The sequence below is a fragment of the Pseudomonas citri genome (assembly GCF_025336485.1).
Taxonomy (GTDB): domain Bacteria; phylum Pseudomonadota; class Gammaproteobacteria; order Pseudomonadales; family Pseudomonadaceae; genus Aquipseudomonas; species Aquipseudomonas citri.
Genome location: NZ_JAODAB010000024.1, coordinates 77967 through 94923 on the forward strand (window position 1 = coordinate 77967; position 16957 = coordinate 94923).

Genomic DNA, 16957 nt, shown 5'->3' on the forward strand with positions numbered 1-16957 from the left:
CGTCCTAAAAAGAGGTTGAGGCGCCCAAGACTAACCCACTGCCCATGGCACCTGCATACCTGGCTTCAAGGCCGGACGCCATTGCCCAGCGGTTTGATGGATTGGCGTAGCCCCGACAACGCAGCGACACACAGCACAATCAATGCCGCACCGTACCCATCGGTCGTCGGTATCAAGCCGAAGATCCGCGTCAGGTTCCCGGCCAGCAATGACGGCAGGCTGAAGGCCAGGTAACTGAGGACATAAAACGCCGACATCAAGCCGGCCCGTTCGTGGGGCAAGGCCAGCGGCATGATGCTGCGCAGTGCGCCCAGGAAGCCTGCGCCAAAGCCACAGCCAGTGACCAGCGTGCCGACGAAGAACAACGGCAAGCTGGCGCCATGCACCGCCGTCAGTACCAGCGCCAGGCCGATCACCAGCAGGCTCGCCGACAGGCGCAACATCTTGTCGGCCCCTTGGTTGCGCAATAGATAGATGGCCGACGCGCCGCTGAGGGTCAGCACTGCCACCAGTGCGCCGCCGATCAGATTGGAGGTCGATCCGGTTGCCGCCCGCACCAGGGACGGTGCCAGTGACAGATAGAAACCGCCCACGGCCCAGGCCGCCAGGTCCAAAGGCAGAATCCGCCACAAAGCTTGCCGCGCCTGCGGCGGCACATGCAGGGTTGGCCGCAGCGACTGCCAGGCACCCGGTTGTGGGCTGACGCTTTCCGTCAGGCGCCAGAGATAAACGGCTTGGGCCAGGAACAACCCCAGCAGGATCCAGTAGGTCAGTTGCAAAGGCAACGGCGCAAACTCAGCCAGCAGGCCACAGCCCAGCGCCCCGCACGCCATGCCCAATAGCGGTGCGACGCTGGTGATCAGCGGGCCTTGGCGGCGGTCGAAATCCAGCAAGGCAGCACCCAGTACGCTGGTGGCCATTCCGGTGGCAAACCCCTGGATCAATCGGGCAGTGATCAACCAGGCGACGTTGTCGGCGCTGATGAAGAGCAGCATCGCCAGTATGTTGAGCAGCAGTGCCACGAAGAGCACCGGTCTACGACCCAGGTAATCCGACAGCGAACCCACGGTCAGCAAGGCCGCCAACAGACTGAACGCGTACACACCGAAGATCAGCGTTAGCACGGCGGGGGAAAATTGCATTTGTTCCTGGTAGAGGTGATACAACGGCGTCGGTGCGCTGGACGCGGCGAGAAAACCAAGCAGGGTGATCGCCAGGAATATCAGGCTGGCGTGGGTCGAAGCAGGACGGGACATAGGCACGCTCCACAGGCATATTCACAAAAGCTAATTTTTTGCTTTTGCGGAGTGTGCTACCGACGCGAGCTTAAAGCAAATTCTTTGTGTTAAGGTCTGACGCATGGCTATTAAAGAAGGTTTACGCCCGGGGGGCCGAAGCGCCCGGGTTCAAGAGTCGATTCATTCAGCGGTCCGCGACCTGCTGCAAGAGCAGGACCGCGCCACCCTGACCGTGCCGCAAATCGCTGCGCGCGCCGGCGTGACGCCCTCCACCATCTATCGGCGCTGGGGCGATCTGTCGGCGCTGCTGGCCGATGTCGCCATCGCCCACATGCGCCCGGATGGCGAGCCGGCCGACACCGGCAGCCTGCGCGGCGACTTGCGCGCCTGGGCCGAACAGTACCTGGACGAAATGAGCTCCGAGCCCGGTCGCAACATGATGCGTGACATCCAGGCCTGCGCCACCCCGGGGTATTGCGTGGGGATCATCAGCCGCCAGTTGCAGATCATCCTGGACCGCTACCCCGACGAGCCGAACCCTGGCGTCGAGCGGCTGATCAATGTGGTGGTGGCGCCGACAGTGTTTCGCATCCTTTTTGCCACGGCGCCGTTGGAGGTTGACGAGTTGTATCGGCTGGTGGACATCGCGCTGGGTCAATAAGAGGGCCTTCGAGGTCCGAAAGTCCCCCCATCTGAGCACGCCCCACCCGCGACACCCCACCACGCCTCGACCTTGGTCGGCACTGACGAACCCGAGCGGGCGTGCGAGACTGTCTTGCCGGGCTCCAGGCCCGGCGTCTTCGTCCGGGAGTTTGCATGTCGTTATCCAGCGGGCTGATCGCCCTCGTCGCCCTGGCCTACATGGCCATCATGTTTGCCATCGCTTTCTACGGCGACCGGCGCAGCACGCCGCTGCCGCCGCGGGTGCGTGCATGGGTCTACAGCCTGTCGCTGGCGGTGTATTGCACCAGTTGGACGTTCTTTGGCGCGGTGGGCCAGGCCGCCGAACAGCTCTGGTCATTCCTGCCGATCTACCTGGGGCCGATCCTGTTGCTGGTGCTGGCCCCGTGGGTCCTGCAGAAAATGGTGATGATCAGCAAGCAGGAGAACATCACCTCCATCGCTGACTTCATCGCCGCCCGCTACGGCAAGTCCCAGTCCCTGGCGGTGGTAGTGGCACTGATCTGCCTGGTGGGCGTGCTGCCGTACATCGCCTTGCAGCTCAAGGGCATCGTGCTGGGGGTGAACCTGCTGATCGGGGCCGGCGCCGACGCCATGGGCACCCGCGCCCAGGACACCGCGCTGATCGTCTCGCTGATCCTGGCGCTGTTCACCATCGTCTTCGGCACCCGCAACCTCGACGCCACCGAACACCACCGCGGCATGGTGCTGGCGATTGCCTTCGAATCGCTGGTCAAGCTGTTCGCCTTCCTCGCCGTGGGTGCGTTCGTGACGTACGGCCTCTACGACGGTTTCGACGACCTGTTCGACCAGGCGATGCTCGCGCCGCGCCTGGAGCAATACTGGAAAGAAACCGTCAACTGGCCGTCCATGGTGGTGCAGACCGGCGTGGCGATGATGGCGATCATCTGCCTGCCGCGCCAATTCCACGTGACCGTGGTGGAAAACATCGAGCCCCAGGACTTGCGCCTGGCCAAGTGGGTTTTCCCCACCTACCTGGCCCTGGCTGCGCTGTTCGTGGTGCCCATCGCCCTCGCCGGGCAGATGATGCTGCCCAGTTCGGTGCTGCCGGACTCGTTCGTCATCAGCCTGCCCCTCGCCCAGGCCCATCCGGCCCTGGCGGTGCTGGCCTTCATTGGCGGCGCTTCGGCGGCCACCGGCATGGTGATCGTCGCCAGCGTGGCGCTGTCCACCATGGTCTCCAACGACATGCTGCTGCCCTGGCTGTTGCGTCGCAACGCCGCAGAACGGCCTTTCGAAGTGTTCCGCCAGTGGATGCTCTCGGTGCGGCGGGTCAGCATCGTGGTCATCCTGTTGCTGGCCTATGTCAGCTACCGCCTGCTGGGTTCGACGGCGAGCCTGGCGACCATCGGCCAGATCGCCTTCGCCGCCGTCACTCAACTGGCCCCGGCCATGCTCGGCGCGCTGTACTGGAAGCAGGCCAACCGACGCGGTGTGTTCGCCGGCCTCGCCACCGGTATCTTCCTGTGGTTCTACACCCTGGTGTTGCCGATCACGGCTCACAGCCTGGGCTGGTCGTTGAGCAGTTTTCCCGGCCTGGGTTGGCTGCACGGCAACCCGTTGAACCTGCCGATTACCCCCCTGACCCAGGGGGTGGTGCTGTCCCTGGCCGGTAACTTCACCCTGTTTGCCTGGGTTTCGGTGCTTTCGCGCACCCGCGTGTCGGAACACTGGCAGGCCGGGCGCTTCATCGGCCAGGAGATCAGCGCCCGCCCCAACGCCCGCTCGATGCTCGCGGTGCACATCGAAGACCTGCTGCAATTGGCCGCCCGCTTCGTCGGCGAAGAACGGGCACGGCAGAGCTTCATTCGCTTCGCCTACCGCCAGGGCAAAGGCTTCCACCCGAGCCAGAATGCCGACAGCGAATGGATTGCCCACACCGAACGGCTGTTGGCCGGTGTCCTCGGGGCCTCGTCGACCCGGGCGGTGGTGAAGGCCGCCATCGAAGGCCGGGAGATGCAACTGGAAGACGTCGTCCGGATCGCCGACGAAGCGTCGGAAGTGCTGCAATTCAACCGCGCCTTGTTGCAAGGCGCCATCGAGAACATCACCCAGGGCATCAGCGTGGTCGACCAGTCCCTCAGGCTGGTGGCCTGGAACCGCCGTTACCTGGAGCTGTTCAACTACCCCGACGGCCTGATCAGCGTCGGTCGGCCGATTGCCGACATCATTCGCTACAACGCCGAGCGCGGTCTGTGCGGCCCGGGCGAAGCGGAGGTCCACGTCGCCCGCCGCTTACACTGGATGCGCCAAGGCCGCGCCCACACCTCCGAACGGCTGTTCCCCAACGGGCGGGTAATCGAGTTGATCGGCAACCCGATGCCCGGTGGCGGTTTCGTCATGAGCTTCACCGACATCACCGCATTCCGCGAAGCAGAACAGGCCCTGACCGAAGCCAACGAAGGCCTGGAGCAGAGGGTCACCGAGCGCACCCACGAACTGTCGCAACTGAACCTGGCGCTGACCGAAGCGAAAAGCACCGCCGAGGCGGCTTATCAGTCCAAGACCCGTTTCCTGGCCGCCGTCAGCCACGACTTGATGCAACCGCTCAACGCCGCGCGCTTGTTCTCCGCGGCGCTGTCCCACCAGAGCGAACATCTGCCCAGCGAAGCCCGGCAACTGGTGCAGCACCTGGACAGTTCCCTGCGCTCGGCCGAAGACCTGATCACCGACCTGCTGGATATTTCCCGCCTGGAAAACGGCAAGATCAACCCCGACCGCAAGCCCTTCGCCCTCAACGAACTGTTCGCCATCCTGGGGGCCGAATTCACCGTACTGGCCCAGGAACAAGGCTTGAAGTTCCGGGTTCGCGGCTCGCGGCTGCGGGTCGACAGCGACATCAAGCTGCTGCGGCGGGTCTTGCAGAACTTCCTCACCAACGCATTCCGCTACGCCAAAGGCCCTGTGCTGCTGGGGGTACGCCGTCGCGGCGGCGAGCTGTGCCTGGAAGTCTGGGATCGCGGCCCGGGCATTGCCGAAGATAAACAACAGGTCATTTTCGAAGAATTCAAGCGTTTGGACAGCCATCAGACCCGCGCCGAAAAAGGCCTGGGCCTGGGCCTGGCCATCGCCGACGGGCTCTGCCGCGTGCTCGGCCATACCTTGCGCGTACGTTCCTGGCCGGGGCGCGGCAGCGTGTTCAGCGTCAGCGTGCCCTTGGCCCAGACACAAGCCGCCGCGCCCAGCGCCGTCGCCGAACCCAACGGTCATTTGCCAAGTGGCGCGCAGGTGCTGTGCGTCGACAACGAGGACAGCATCCTCATCGGGATGAACAGCCTGTTGACCCGCTGGGGCTGTCAGGTGTGGACGGCGCGCAATCGCGAAGAATGCGAACGTTGGCTCACCCAGGGCGGCCGCCCGCAACTGGCCCTGGTGGATTTTCACCTGGACGACGGCGAGACCGGCACCGAGTTGATGGCCTGGCTGCGCACGCGCATGGGCGAACCGGTGCCGGGCGTGGTCATCAGCGCCGACGGCCGGCCCGAGACCGTGGCGCAAGTGCACGCGGCGGGCCTGGATTACCTGGCAAAACCGGTAAAGCCGGCGGCGCTGCGAGCGTTGTTGAGTCGGCATTTGCCGTTGTAATGCGCATTGTCCCTGTGGATAAAGGAGGAGGGATTGTGGGAGCAACCTCTTCCGGTAACTCCGGCAACCCATCCGCATCGGTCATCGCCCGTTCGAGCAATTCGGTCGGCAAGCTCTTGCTGGCGCGGGCGCCGAGCAGCTTGAGTTGTTCGCTGCGGCTGATCAGGTTGCCGCGCCCTTCCGTCAGCTTGTTGCGCGCCGCGGCGTAGGCTTTGTCCAATTGCTGCAAGCGACTGCCGATCTCGTCCAGGTCCTGGATGAACAGCACGAACTTGTCGTACAGCCACCCGGCCCGCTCGGCGATCTCCCGGGCGTTCTGGCTCTGGCGCTCCTGTTTCCACAAGCTGTCGATCACCCGCAGCGTCGCCAGCAGCGTGGTCGGGCTGACGATCACGATGTTGCGGTCGAACGCTTCCTGGAACAGGTTCGGCTCGGCTTGCAAGGTGGCGGAAAACGCCGCTTCGATGGGCACGAACAGCAACACGAAATCCAGGCTGTGCAGCCCTTCCAGGCGCTTGTAATCCTTGCCGGCCAAGCCTTTGACATGGGCGCGCAGCGACGCCACATGCTGCCTCAGGGCAAGTTGGGCGATGGCGTCGTCTTCGGCGGCGACGTACTGTTGATAAGCCGTGAGACTGACCTTGGAATCGACCACCACCTGCTTGTCGCCGGGCAGGTAAATCAGCACGTCAGGCTGGAAGCGCTCGCCGTCCGGTCCCTTGAGGCTGACTTGGGTCTGGTACTCGCGGCCTTTCTCCAGGCCGGCATGTTCCAGCACTCGTTCGAGCACCAGTTCCCCCCAGTTGCCTTGGGTTTTCTGGCCCTTGAGCGCGCGGGTGAGCTGAGTGGCCTCATCACTCAAGCGCAGGTTCAACTGTTGCAGGCGCTCCAATTCCTTGCCCAGGGAGAAACGCTCCCGCGCCTCGGCCTGGTAACTTTCCTCGACGCGTTTTTCGAATGACTGGATGCGCTCTTTCAGCGGATCGAGCAACTGGCCCAGGCGCTGCTGGCTGGTTTCGGCGAAACGTTGCTCACGCTCGTCGAAGATTTTTCCTGCCAGCTCGGCGAACTGGGCCCGCAACTCATCCCGCGAACCCTGCAAGTCATGCAGGCGCTGCTCATGACCTTCCTGCTGCTCGCGCAACTGAGCCTGCAACGAGGCCGCCTGGGCGTCGAGGCGCCGCAGCTCCGCATCCTTGTTGGCCCGCTCCAGATTCCAGGCGTGGGCTGCGTCCCGGGCATTGTCACGCTCGATCTGCAATAAATCGACTTCACGACAGGCCGCCGCGAGTTCGGCCTGCTTGGCCGAGTTGGCCTGGCTCAGGTCGCTGATTTCATCGCGGCAGGCATCGAGCTGGGCGTTAAGGCCGTCGTGGGCCATATGGGCGGTGGCCAGGCGCTCTTCCAGCAGCGCCAACGCCGTCCTGGCGACGCTGGCCTGGCGTTGCAGGTGCCAGGCCAGTGCCAGCAACGGCACCGCAGCGCCCGCCAAGCCGAACAACAGGCTGGTCAAATCCATAGCCATGACAATTCCTGCCGATGAGATAAAGCCCGAAGGTTAACCAAGCCACTGGGGGTTGCCCAGCCCGGGCTGTGTTTTCCCTGAGGTAACAGTTGGAGGTGCGCAAGTAACAGGATGTGATACGGAGCGAAACCTCATGGAACACGGTGGGGCGGATCGAAGGGCGCGCCACTCTACGCTTTTTTTCCTACGGGTAAAGCCGAAAAAAACCGGCACGCCCGTGCTAGAGCAAGCGCCTGGGACAATCCACAGAAGCTGTGGATAACTCAGTGGACAACCCCCCCTTAATACGCCGGAAGCCCTATGGAACGGGGCTTTCGTTCAAACTGACGATTTTTTCACCAGTAAAAAAAAGCGATGTTTTTCATTGACTTAAATTTTGGATACAGGCACCCACCCCGGATTGTTGCGACATGACAGTACAGTGACAGCTACTTGAGCGAGTGTGCACAAGTAACACCCGAATGGGTTATAACGCCGCGTTTTTTTGGCACATCGGGGCGGTAAAAGCTGGGGATAACCTTGTTGCCTCATGGGCCAACCCTCACCGTGGACACCGGCCTCCTTCGTTGGATCCTCCACCCGAGCGTTCTACCGAGGGTAAGTAACCCGCGATTGGATCTTTTTTAACCAACCCTCTTCCCTCAGCGGATTCGATCCGTTAGTATCCGCGCCGTTAGTACCAAGCTGAAAATCAATTCCGGGTCGAACACACCTCTGCGGTCAGCCATCCCACAAGGGAAGCCTCACCGATAAAAAGAGACCGATCCCCTCGATGGTTTCCAGGTACCCCCCAAGCCAACATGACCTTTGATCAAATCAGAGGTTGTTGCCAGGCGCGTACTCTGACCGAACCAACCTGCAAAATTGATCAGGATCTTCACCCTGGGCCCGGAACCTTTGCCCTTGATGTGTCGCCTGCCCTCCTAAGTACCTACCTGCCAGCCCAAGCGCGCACATTCTATAGCGCTCGAACTGGCTGCTTTGTTCCAGCCGGGTTCTTCGCTCGACCAATGGTGGTCGACGTTACTGGAACGTTTTAACGCTGCACGGTTCTTAACCGTGTCATTTGCAGGAACACCAGATATGTCCACTCAAATCCAGACACAGGATGCCATCCGCACCCTAACCAACGCATTTGCCCCCATGAACTGCCTGATCGTGGCGGCTCGCAAAGGCTGCTTCAGCTTCACACTGGTCAACGAACACGGCATCGCTCGTCACAGCGAACGCCTGTATCCCGAACAGTACGCCAGCGCAGAACCGCTGCAGGCCGTGATCGAGCGTACCCGCCAGGCACTGGTTGCCTGAGACGCCAGAAAGGCTGAAACCCCAAGGCCCCGCCCAAAAAGCGGGGCTTTTTATTGCCTGTTATTTCGTCATACAAGCGCAACGGCTTAAGTGCCAAGGGATATAACAGTTATAACCATTGGCCGAAGATGTTTTAAAAACAGCCCTTTACAGCGCAAATATGACACTACACTTCAACTCAAGCGGCATGATCCGCTTCCGGCGGGGCCTGAACCGACTCACCGCTGCCAAGCCCACACCCTTCAGGCCCCGCTCTTTTCACACTTCGAGGGTTTTATGGGTATCGCTGCCAGCGAACTGTGTCGATATGTGATCCGCCCGACGCTTCTTTACCTGGAGCGCCACAGCGCCACGGCGGAATCCTTGCTGCTGGGGGTTGCGGCCAGCCAATCTGGCCTGGGATCCGCCCTGCATGATCGACGCGGGCACGGCTTGTACCGTATTACCGAACCTCGCCACCGGGCGCTTTGGGATCACTACCTGGCGCTGGACCCGGAGCGGGCCAGCCTGGTGCGCGGCCTGGCCAGCCAGCACGCCTTTCTCAGCGGCCCGAACCTGGAACTGACCGTCAATCTACGCTACGCCACGGCCATCGCCTGGCTACTGGTGGAAGAACAGAACACCCCGCTCCCCCAAGCCGATGACCTGCTGGGCATGGCGCGCATCTGGCGTCAGACATTTCACCCCCAAGGCCGCCTGCGGGATTTCACCTGCGCCTGGCAGAGCTGTGTTTCACCGTTGAATCATGTCGCTTGCTGAAAGGGAATTTGGAAACTTCCTACAACGTTCGCGAATTTGGTCGGATTGTCCTACAAAACCGCTCTAAATCAGGCCATCTACGCTATAGCGCTCGCACGAAAATGTTGGTAGTTTTCGCCTCGGTGAACATCAGGAGTTCTAACAATGAAAAAAACCATGCTCAAAACCACCCTTGGACTTGCCGTGACCTTGGCATCCAGCCAACTTTTCGCCAGTGGCTTTGCCTTGAACGAACAAAGCATCAGCGGCATGGGGACTGGTTTTGCGGGCCGCTCCTCCGCTGCCGACGACGCAAGCACTGTCTTTGGCAACCCTGCCGGCATGTCGCGCCTCAAGCGCCAGCAAGTGACCGGCGGCCTGGCGGCCATCGATGCATCCTCAGACATCAGCGACGCCAGCGGTAACCGCTCCGGCACCAACGACGGCGATATGGTGCCGTTCACTGCCGTTCCGATGGGTTATTACGTCAAGCCTATCGATGATCAATGGGCCTTCGGCCTGGGTGTCTATGCACCGTTTGGCCTGATCACTGACTATGAAAACAGCTTCCAGGGCCAAAACTTCGGCAGCAAGAGCGTCGTCAAGGTCATCACTTTCCAGCCGACCGTCAGCTATGCCTTCAATGACAAGGTATCGATTGGTTTTGGTCCGACGATCAACCGGATTTCCGGTTCCTTGGAATCGACACTGAACACACCGTTCTCACCCAACGATGGCAACGTGCAAATCAAGGGCGACGACATTGGCTACGGCTACAACATCGGCCTGTTGGTCCAGGCAACTGACACCACCCGTGTTGGCCTGACCTACCATTCCAAGGTCAAGTACAAGCTTGAAGGCCATACGGAAGTCACCGCGGGCGCGGGCACACCTGCCTTCTTGCTCAACAACGGTCGCTACGACGCCTCGCTGGACATCACTACACCTGAATCGGTGGATTTCTCGGTCACCCAGCAGATCAACGATGCCTGGACCGTCTATGCCGGTAGCACCTGGACGCGTTGGAGCCGCCTGAAAGACATCACCGTGAACAACGACGTCACTGGCGGCGGCGCCCTGAACCCTACCCTCTTCGACACCATCACCGAAGAACAAAACTGGCACGACACTTGGGCCTACGCCATCGGCACCTCCTACCAGTTGAACAAACAGTGGGTATTGCGCACCGGCCTGACCTTCGACCAGTCGCCCGCCAACAACACCGACCGCTCGCCACGCATCCCAACCGGCGACCGGACCATCTTCAGCCTGGGTGCCGGCTGGAGCCCGACCGACGACCTGACCATCGACGTGGCCTACTCCTACCTCAAGGAAGAGAAGGTCAACGTCAACCGTACCAACGCTCTGGGTCAGTCCTACAACGCTGAGTATGAAAACAGCGCAAACGGCTTTGGTGTTGGCGCGACCTATCGCTTCTGATGATTTACGGCGCAGCTGAACCGCTCGCCACCTGAAGCAAAAAAAGCCCCGCACTCTGTTCAAGAGGCGGGGCTTTTTCGTTACTCAACAGTTCCCCATCCCCAACTGCATCAACGCCAACCCACCCTGCCGCCACCCCCACCAGGCCAAGCCCAACAGCAGGCCAGCGCCGACGACAATCAGCCATGGGCCGACGCGACTCACGCCACACCCGCCTGGACTTGCAGGCGCGCCACCGGACGCTCGCGCACCGGCCAGTTCAACGCCGCCGCCAACAGGCTGAGCAGGATCGACACTTGCCAGATCAGGTCGTAGCTGCCGGTGCGGTCATACACCACCCCGCCCAGCCAGCCCCCGAGGAACGAGCCCAACTGGTGGAACAGGAACACGATCCCACCCAGCATCGAGAGATTTCGTACGCCAAACAAGGTCGCGACGGTGCCGTTGGTCAACGGCACCGTCGACAGCCACAGCAAGCCCATCGCCATGCCGAACAGGTAGGCCGTGGTGGTGGTCACCGGCAGCCACAGGAACAGGCCGATCACCACTGCCCGCAACAGGTAGAGCCCGGTCAACAGGCGTGGCTTGGACAGGCGTCCGCCCAGCCAGCCGGAGGTGTAGGTCCCGAAGATATTGAACAACCCGACCAGGGCCAGCACCGTGGTACCGACACTGGCCGGCAGGTGCTGGTCCACCAGATAGGCCGGCAGATGCACGCCGATGAACACCACCTGGAAACCGCAGACGAAAAAGCCTGTCGCCAGCAGCCAGAACCCGGAATGACTGCACGCCTCGCGCAAGGCTTCTGCCAGGGTCTGCTCATGGCCGGCAGTTGGCAGCGGCGTGTCCTTGAGCATGCTCACCAACGGCACGATCAACGCCACCAACAGCCCCAAGGCCAACAACGCGGCGGACCAGCCGAGCCAGCCGATCAGCCCCAACGTGCCCGGCAGCATGGCGAACTGGCCGAAAGAACCGGCGGCACTGGCGATGCCCATGCCCATGCTGCGTTTTTCCGGCGGCACGGCGCGCCCGACCACGCCGAGGATCACCGAGAACGACGTGCCGGACAGGCCGATTCCGATCAGCAGGCCTGCGCTCAATGACAGTGACCAGGCTGAATCCGACAGCCCCATCAACACCAGGCCAACGGCGTAGAGCACACCACCGATCAGCACCACTTTCGCCGCGCCGAAGCGGTCGGCCAGGGCCCCGGTGAAAGGCTGCGCCAAGCCCCAGACCAGGTTCTGCAGGGCGATGGCAAAGGCGAACACCCCACGCCCCCAACCGAACTCGGCACTCATCGGCGCCAGGAACAACCCGAAGCCATGCCTCACCCCCAGCGACAACGCCAGGATCAGCGCGCTGCCCACCAGGACCCAACCACAGGTACGCCACATCGATGTCATTCTTATTCTCCGCTCACGGGTATATACCCGCTTATGATCGGACGAACCGGCTTCACGCCAATTCATCCAGCAAGGCCAGCAATGCTGCACGCTTTTCGGCGCCCAGCTTATCGATCAACCGCTGTTGCGCCGCTTCCCAGGCCGGCAACGCCGCCGCCAACCGGGCACGTCCGGCTTCGGTAAGCACGACGATGCGGTTGCGCATATCTTCGCCCTCGGCCAACGCCACCAACCCATCGCCTTCCAGCACCCGCAGGTTACGCCCCAAGGTGCTGCGGTCCAGGCCCATGGCCTCGGCCAGGGAGGAAATGCTCGGCTGGTCCAGGCGCGCCAGATTGCTCAGCAAAGAATACTGGGCAACGTTGATCCCGAAGCCATCGAGGGCGCCGTCGTAATACCTGCTGACGCCACGGGCGGCACGACGCAGGTTGATGCACAGACATTGGGAAGGAAGCATGGTGCGTGTATATACCCGTGATTAAGAGAATGCAAATTTAAATGGAGAAACCCAAACCCTTGTGACGAGGGGATTTATCCCCGCTGGGCTGCGCAGCAGGGATAAATCCCCTCGCCACAAGGGATCCACCGAACCCTGGAAAAATCTAAAAATATCAAAAAGTTCGGTCTCACAGCCCTCATCACCGCACATCATTCAGCGCCCAGCACCTGTCATGTCTGACAGGTTTCAGTAGCCTGGAATCGGGATATAACGAACCCGTGCCTCCAGCCCCGCTCGGGTTCGAAGAAGGGCCGTGCGAACCATGCCATCAAGCAGTAGGAAAACTTCGCCGCCCCCACGCCATCAATGATGATGAATGGGAGATTTTTCATGTACCACGCCACCGTTGTTCCTGGACATCCATCGCCCTACCAGACACGCCTCCACTCCACGGAGAGCAAACAACCTCCAGCCGTCCGACTGACCAACCGGGAAAAGGAATTTCTGACGTGGAGCGAAGCTGGCAAGTCTTCCTGGGAGATTGCGATGATCGTCGATTGCAGCGAAGCCAACGTCAATTATCACTTCAATAATATTCGCCGCAAATTCGGCGTCAGTTCGCGTCATCTTGCGGGGAAGATTGCGCGTGAGCAGGGTCTGATCTGAGCAGTCCGATGGCACCCTCTGTAGCACTTTGCAGAGGTCTCGACAGCTTCGGTTCAGTACCTCTGAGAATATGAACACGCCCCCAGGCTCTCTTCCCTTCTCAGGACGGTCCTCCGCTTATTGCCAGGTATCGAAAATCCTGGTCTCGCGACTGTGAGAGCTTTATTTTCTCGTCAGCCGGTCAACTGTTGACTTCAATAACAATTGAAGCTGGCTCGGAAGCGTTCCCAGAAGTATCCAACGCACAGACCTCAAATGTATACGAACCTGGGAGCAAGTCGACAGCGGTATAACGGTTAAGCGGAGTAGTGTCAAAATATTCACTGTTGTTATAGATCACATAACCGCAAATACCAATATCATCAACCGACTCCTCCCAAGCCAGAGTCACTGCCCCCTCTCCCGCGGCAGTTTTATGCAAATCACCCGGAACACTGGGCGGCGTCGTATCCGTGGACACATAGGCAAGAACAATCGGCTCGGATAATTGCCCGTAATAGTTGAACGTTTGCAGACTTATAGAATACTCAATATCAGGAATCAGATTGTTTAATCTGTACTCTTCAAGAAAAGCAATATTCCTATAGGTTTCATTGATATTGATTCTCGTGCCCGTCACGGCATTCCCCTCTCCAAGTTTCCACTGCAATAGCGCCGAAGTGGACGTCAGAGAAGTAATACGTACGTCAGTTGGCGCAAGGGGAGCGAGCGTTGGGGTCTCACCTGTAGTTTTGAACACCGTCACAGGACCTGGCGCTGAAAGGTTCCCATCAGCGTCCAGCGCGCATACAAAAACCCAATAATAGGCGCCGCTAATTAACCCCAGAATTTTTTGGTTGGCATTCGTACTACGGAGAACATAAGGAATACCATTCACGAAAACTCGATAGCCCGTCACCCCAACATTGTCGCTTGACGGTGGCCACTGCAGATCCACCGAATGATCAGTGACATTAGTAGCAACAGGTTGCCCAGGTCGCGTAGGTGGCTCAACGTCATACAGTATCGTTTCAAAAATGGTGGTTTCCGATAGTTGTTTGTCAAGTTCGGCATAAACTTCGAACTTGAATGAATGCGGAGGCGGTCCCAGGGATAGCTCGGCAAGCCTGAAATTCAAGCCTAGAGGCCCCGCTGAAAAGCGTCTTCCATTTATCGAAACCTCATGAGTCGGCCATGTACCGAACATGGGATCCCACGAAAGCCTGCACAATCCACCATGGTGCTTCAGCTTTAAATTTAACGGTGGTCTCAATAGCGTTCTGAACGCCTCCTCAGCAGGCTCGGATGAACCTACTGTATTGACCGCCACAACAGTAACCCGGTAGTTGGCACCGCTTCGCAAATGCTCAAGGTTGAACGAAGGCCGATCGACTTGCCCCACTATGAAACCATTGAGGTAAATCCTGTAGCGAGGGTTTCCGGCATTACTGAGTGACGCAGCCCATTTAAGGTTCGCAGACCAAAACGACACATGGCTCACCTCCAAAGATCCCGGCTGGCTGGGAGGCATACGCTTTACGCTCAAGACGTGAACACTGGGCTCCGATACCTTGTTTCCGGCTGCAATTGCCTTGATAGAAACGATGTAGGGAGCATCTGGAACCAGATCTGTTATTTCACAAGGCGGCTTTGCCACTGTTTTTGCAGGAAAACCTTCTACCACTACTTCATAACCAATGGCATCCGGGCATAACGGGCATGCGGAATAGGGCTCATCCCAACTCAGCATGACGCTGGATAACGTCTGCTGCGTATGCCTCACATGACCTGGAGCACACATTCGTACCGGAATAGCGAGGACAGTGCTGACAGGATTATCTATAGAAGATGAACGACGCATGGCTTTTCACCCGACTGAACTGACCTGAGTCAAGCGGCCCAAGGCATCGTAGTCCAAAAGGCGCCCCTCTTCGTCCTGGATCATGTGACCGTCCGCGTCATATTCGAGCAATACTTCGGCTGGGTATCCGGCGACGCCCATATTGGTCACTTTACGCAGTTGTGTGCGGTCCCTTGCATCATAGGTATAGACGGCAACGTTGGTGCCTTCAGAAGACGTGGTACTCACACGACTCAGGTTATCTATCGCATCGAATCTGAACAACTGACTGATAATAGTCTTGCCGTAAGGATCCACAGGCGGCTCGCTGCCCTCGCAGGTGTAGAGCACCAAGCGCCCGCGCGGATCGTATTCGTAAGTTTCCTTACGCAACAACGTCTCGCCTTGGCTCAAGGTTCGTTCGATCAATGCATCAACTGCGTTATAGATCTGAGTCAGTTGCTGCTCAATGCCGTCAAGATTAAAGTTACGCTGTACTTCACGGCCCATTCCGTCGTAATACAGGTTGATTGTCACACGCTGCCCACTGGTGCTGTCCTGAGTACTGATAGAACTGAGCTGCCCTAGACCATCATAAGTAAAATCCGAAGACAGAATATCTGGACCTGATCGCTCCAAGCGGGTTCGCTCCAGACGGTTCGCCTTGTCGTAGATATACGACTGGGTTTGTTCGAGTACATCGGTATAGTTCAATAAAAGACCTAGCCGACTGTGCTTATAGTGCATTTCATAGTGGTTCCCCTCCTGCACTCGCGTCTCGCTTTTCATTTCACCGGTCGTGAAATATTCACGCGAGAGTTCCAGCTCCCCTTCCTTGCAACTGAGAAGTCGAGCATTTTTACGGTCACGTACATATTCAGCCGTAATATCACCTGGTAAACGTCGTTGACTGGGTTCCTCACCTAACTGAGGTTGGTACGTATAGGTAATCAGTTGATTGCTGGCAGTAGTCAAGGTCGCCGGCTGAGTTTGTCCGGGGTTGTAGGTGAAACATTGCTTTCTCCCCCCCGTAATAGACTCGACCATGCGCCCCAATCCATCGAAAACCTGTTGGCCCAATTCAATACCGTCAACACTTATTTCTGTCGGCAAGTCTTCTGAACTGTGCGGTGCATAGCAGCGTCGAACCGTAGCACCGCCGGGAAGGATAGTAGTGACCATACGGTCAAAGGCATCGTAGGTATATTCAGTAGTTGCATCGCGAGCATCGGTTTCGCTGACCGTCCTCCCAAGCCCGTCATAGCCGTATCGGTGCCGACTGATCAATGTTCCGTCAGTCTCGAAGCGCTCAATATGATCAGGTTTTTCCAGCAAATTCAGGTAGGTCAACGTCTTACCGCTGACCTTCGCATCAGCGCCCGTTCCTTCCCGCCAACCAGTCTGGATAGGGCCTTCCCATCGTTCGGAACCCATCGGGTTCGTTTCCTCGTAAACCTTGATCCCGTCCGGCCCGGTAACACTGCGCTGCATGCCCCATCCGTCGTATTCATAGCTGGAGGTCAATGCAACCTGTTGCGCATCTCGCCAGTCGTATTGAGTTTCCTCAATCAAGTTTCCCAACGTGTCGTAACTTGCCGAGTAAGTCTGACGGTACTCTTCGGCACGCAAAGGATTGTCGGCATCCTCACGTTCTTCATACACAGGGCGATTGAGTCCGTCGACACGCGTTCGGGTTTTCACGCCCTTGACGTCGGTCACTAGTTGCTCGGCCCGTTGTCCGTCCAGCGCAGTCAAGAGGTATGAATAATAGCGTGTAGCTTCGAAGTCCGGCTCGTCCGGGGCGACAGTTTCAGTCACTACGCGAGTCAGGGCATCGTACGTGTAGCGAATTTTCACTTCATTGTCGTCGCGAGTCAGCAGCGGTTGACCGTGAAGCAGGGAGTCTTCACTGACCGTCGTTTTGCGGACCTCGAAACCGGGCTTGTCATCGTAGCCGATGAAGGTTTCGGTGGTCTCCAAAACGGTTTCCCCAGCCAGCACGCTCGGCAGTTTGTCGTACTCGTACAGGATCGTACTGGTGGTGCCATTGAGGGTGGTTTGCTGGCTCGCCAGCCGGCCGTGCAAAAA

At 59.2% G+C, this 16957-nt stretch carries 11 protein-coding genes and 1 pseudogene; 6 read left to right on the top strand and 6 right to left on the bottom strand.

What is annotated here, in order from left to right; all coding sequences use genetic code 11:
* Positions 1-65: 65 nt before the first annotated feature.
* The gene (locus N4Q37_RS22095) at positions 66-1256 is read right to left on the bottom strand and encodes an MFS transporter (protein WP_260961755.1); all 1191 of its coding nucleotides are present in this window, start codon (positions 1254-1256) and stop codon (positions 66-68) included.
* Between the two features lie 103 nt (positions 1257-1359).
* Between N4Q37_RS22095 and N4Q37_RS22100 the strand changes: the two genes are divergently transcribed.
* Both N4Q37_RS22100 and N4Q37_RS22105 read left to right on the top strand, forming a co-directional pair.
* The gene (locus N4Q37_RS22100) at positions 1360-1899 is read left to right on the top strand and encodes a TetR/AcrR family transcriptional regulator (RefSeq protein WP_260961756.1); all 540 of its coding nucleotides are present in this window, start codon (positions 1360-1362) and stop codon (positions 1897-1899) included.
* A 155-nt stretch (positions 1900-2054) separates the two neighbouring features.
* The gene (locus N4Q37_RS22105; protein ID WP_260961757.1) at positions 2055-5525 is read left to right on the top strand and encodes a hybrid sensor histidine kinase/response regulator; all 3471 of its coding nucleotides are present in this window, start codon (positions 2055-2057) and stop codon (positions 5523-5525) included.
* An 82-nt stretch (positions 5526-5607) separates the two neighbouring features.
* On the opposite strand, the pseudogene rmuC reads toward N4Q37_RS22105, so the two are convergent.
* Positions 5608-6936 (bottom strand): annotated as a pseudogene (gene rmuC / locus N4Q37_RS22110) (DNA recombination protein RmuC); the annotation flags it as partial.
* Between the two features lie 1197 nt (positions 6937-8133).
* Between rmuC and N4Q37_RS22115 the strand changes: the two are divergent.
* The 3 genes from N4Q37_RS22115 to N4Q37_RS22125 all read left to right on the top strand — a co-directional run bounded on the left by N4Q37_RS22115 (position 8134) and on the right by N4Q37_RS22125 (position 10536).
* On the top strand, positions 8134-8358 hold the full coding sequence (locus N4Q37_RS22115; protein WP_260961758.1) for a hypothetical protein: 225 nt from the start codon (positions 8134-8136) through the stop codon (positions 8356-8358).
* A 276-nt stretch (positions 8359-8634) separates the two neighbouring features.
* Complete coding sequence (locus tag N4Q37_RS22120) at positions 8635-9117, top strand: hypothetical protein (protein ID WP_260961759.1); 483 nt, start codon at positions 8635-8637, stop codon at positions 9115-9117.
* 144 nt (positions 9118-9261) lie between these two features.
* Positions 9262-10536 carry an OmpP1/FadL family transporter gene (locus N4Q37_RS22125; RefSeq protein WP_260961760.1) on the top strand — a complete coding sequence of 425 codons (1275 nt, stop codon included), beginning with the start codon at positions 9262-9264 and terminating at the stop codon, positions 10534-10536.
* A 200-nt stretch (positions 10537-10736) separates the two neighbouring features.
* Here N4Q37_RS22125 and N4Q37_RS22130 read toward each other — a convergent pair whose 3' ends face one another.
* On the bottom strand, positions 10737-11945 hold the full coding sequence (locus tag N4Q37_RS22130; RefSeq protein ID WP_260961761.1) for an MFS transporter: 1209 nt from the start codon (positions 11943-11945) through the stop codon (positions 10737-10739).
* A 52-nt stretch (positions 11946-11997) separates the two neighbouring features.
* The gene (locus N4Q37_RS22135; protein WP_260961762.1) at positions 11998-12402 is read right to left on the bottom strand and encodes a MarR family winged helix-turn-helix transcriptional regulator; all 405 of its coding nucleotides are present in this window, start codon (positions 12400-12402) and stop codon (positions 11998-12000) included.
* A gap of 372 nt (positions 12403-12774) precedes the next feature.
* Here N4Q37_RS22135 and N4Q37_RS22140 point away from each other — a divergent pair, with 372 nt between their 5' ends.
* Positions 12775-13050 carry a helix-turn-helix transcriptional regulator gene (locus tag N4Q37_RS22140; RefSeq protein WP_260961763.1) on the top strand — a complete coding sequence of 92 codons (276 nt, stop codon included), beginning with the start codon at positions 12775-12777 and terminating at the stop codon, positions 13048-13050.
* A 181-nt stretch (positions 13051-13231) separates the two neighbouring features.
* On the opposite strand, the gene N4Q37_RS22145 is transcribed toward N4Q37_RS22140, so the two are convergent.
* Positions 13232-14890 (bottom strand): fibronectin type III domain-containing protein, encoded by a 1659-nt coding sequence (locus N4Q37_RS22145; protein ID WP_260961765.1) that lies wholly within the window; start codon positions 14888-14890, stop codon positions 13232-13234.
* 6 nt (positions 14891-14896) lie between these two features.
* Positions 14897-16957 (bottom strand): RHS repeat domain-containing protein (locus tag N4Q37_RS22150; protein WP_390897954.1); only part of this gene is annotated, 2061 nt, incomplete at its 5' end.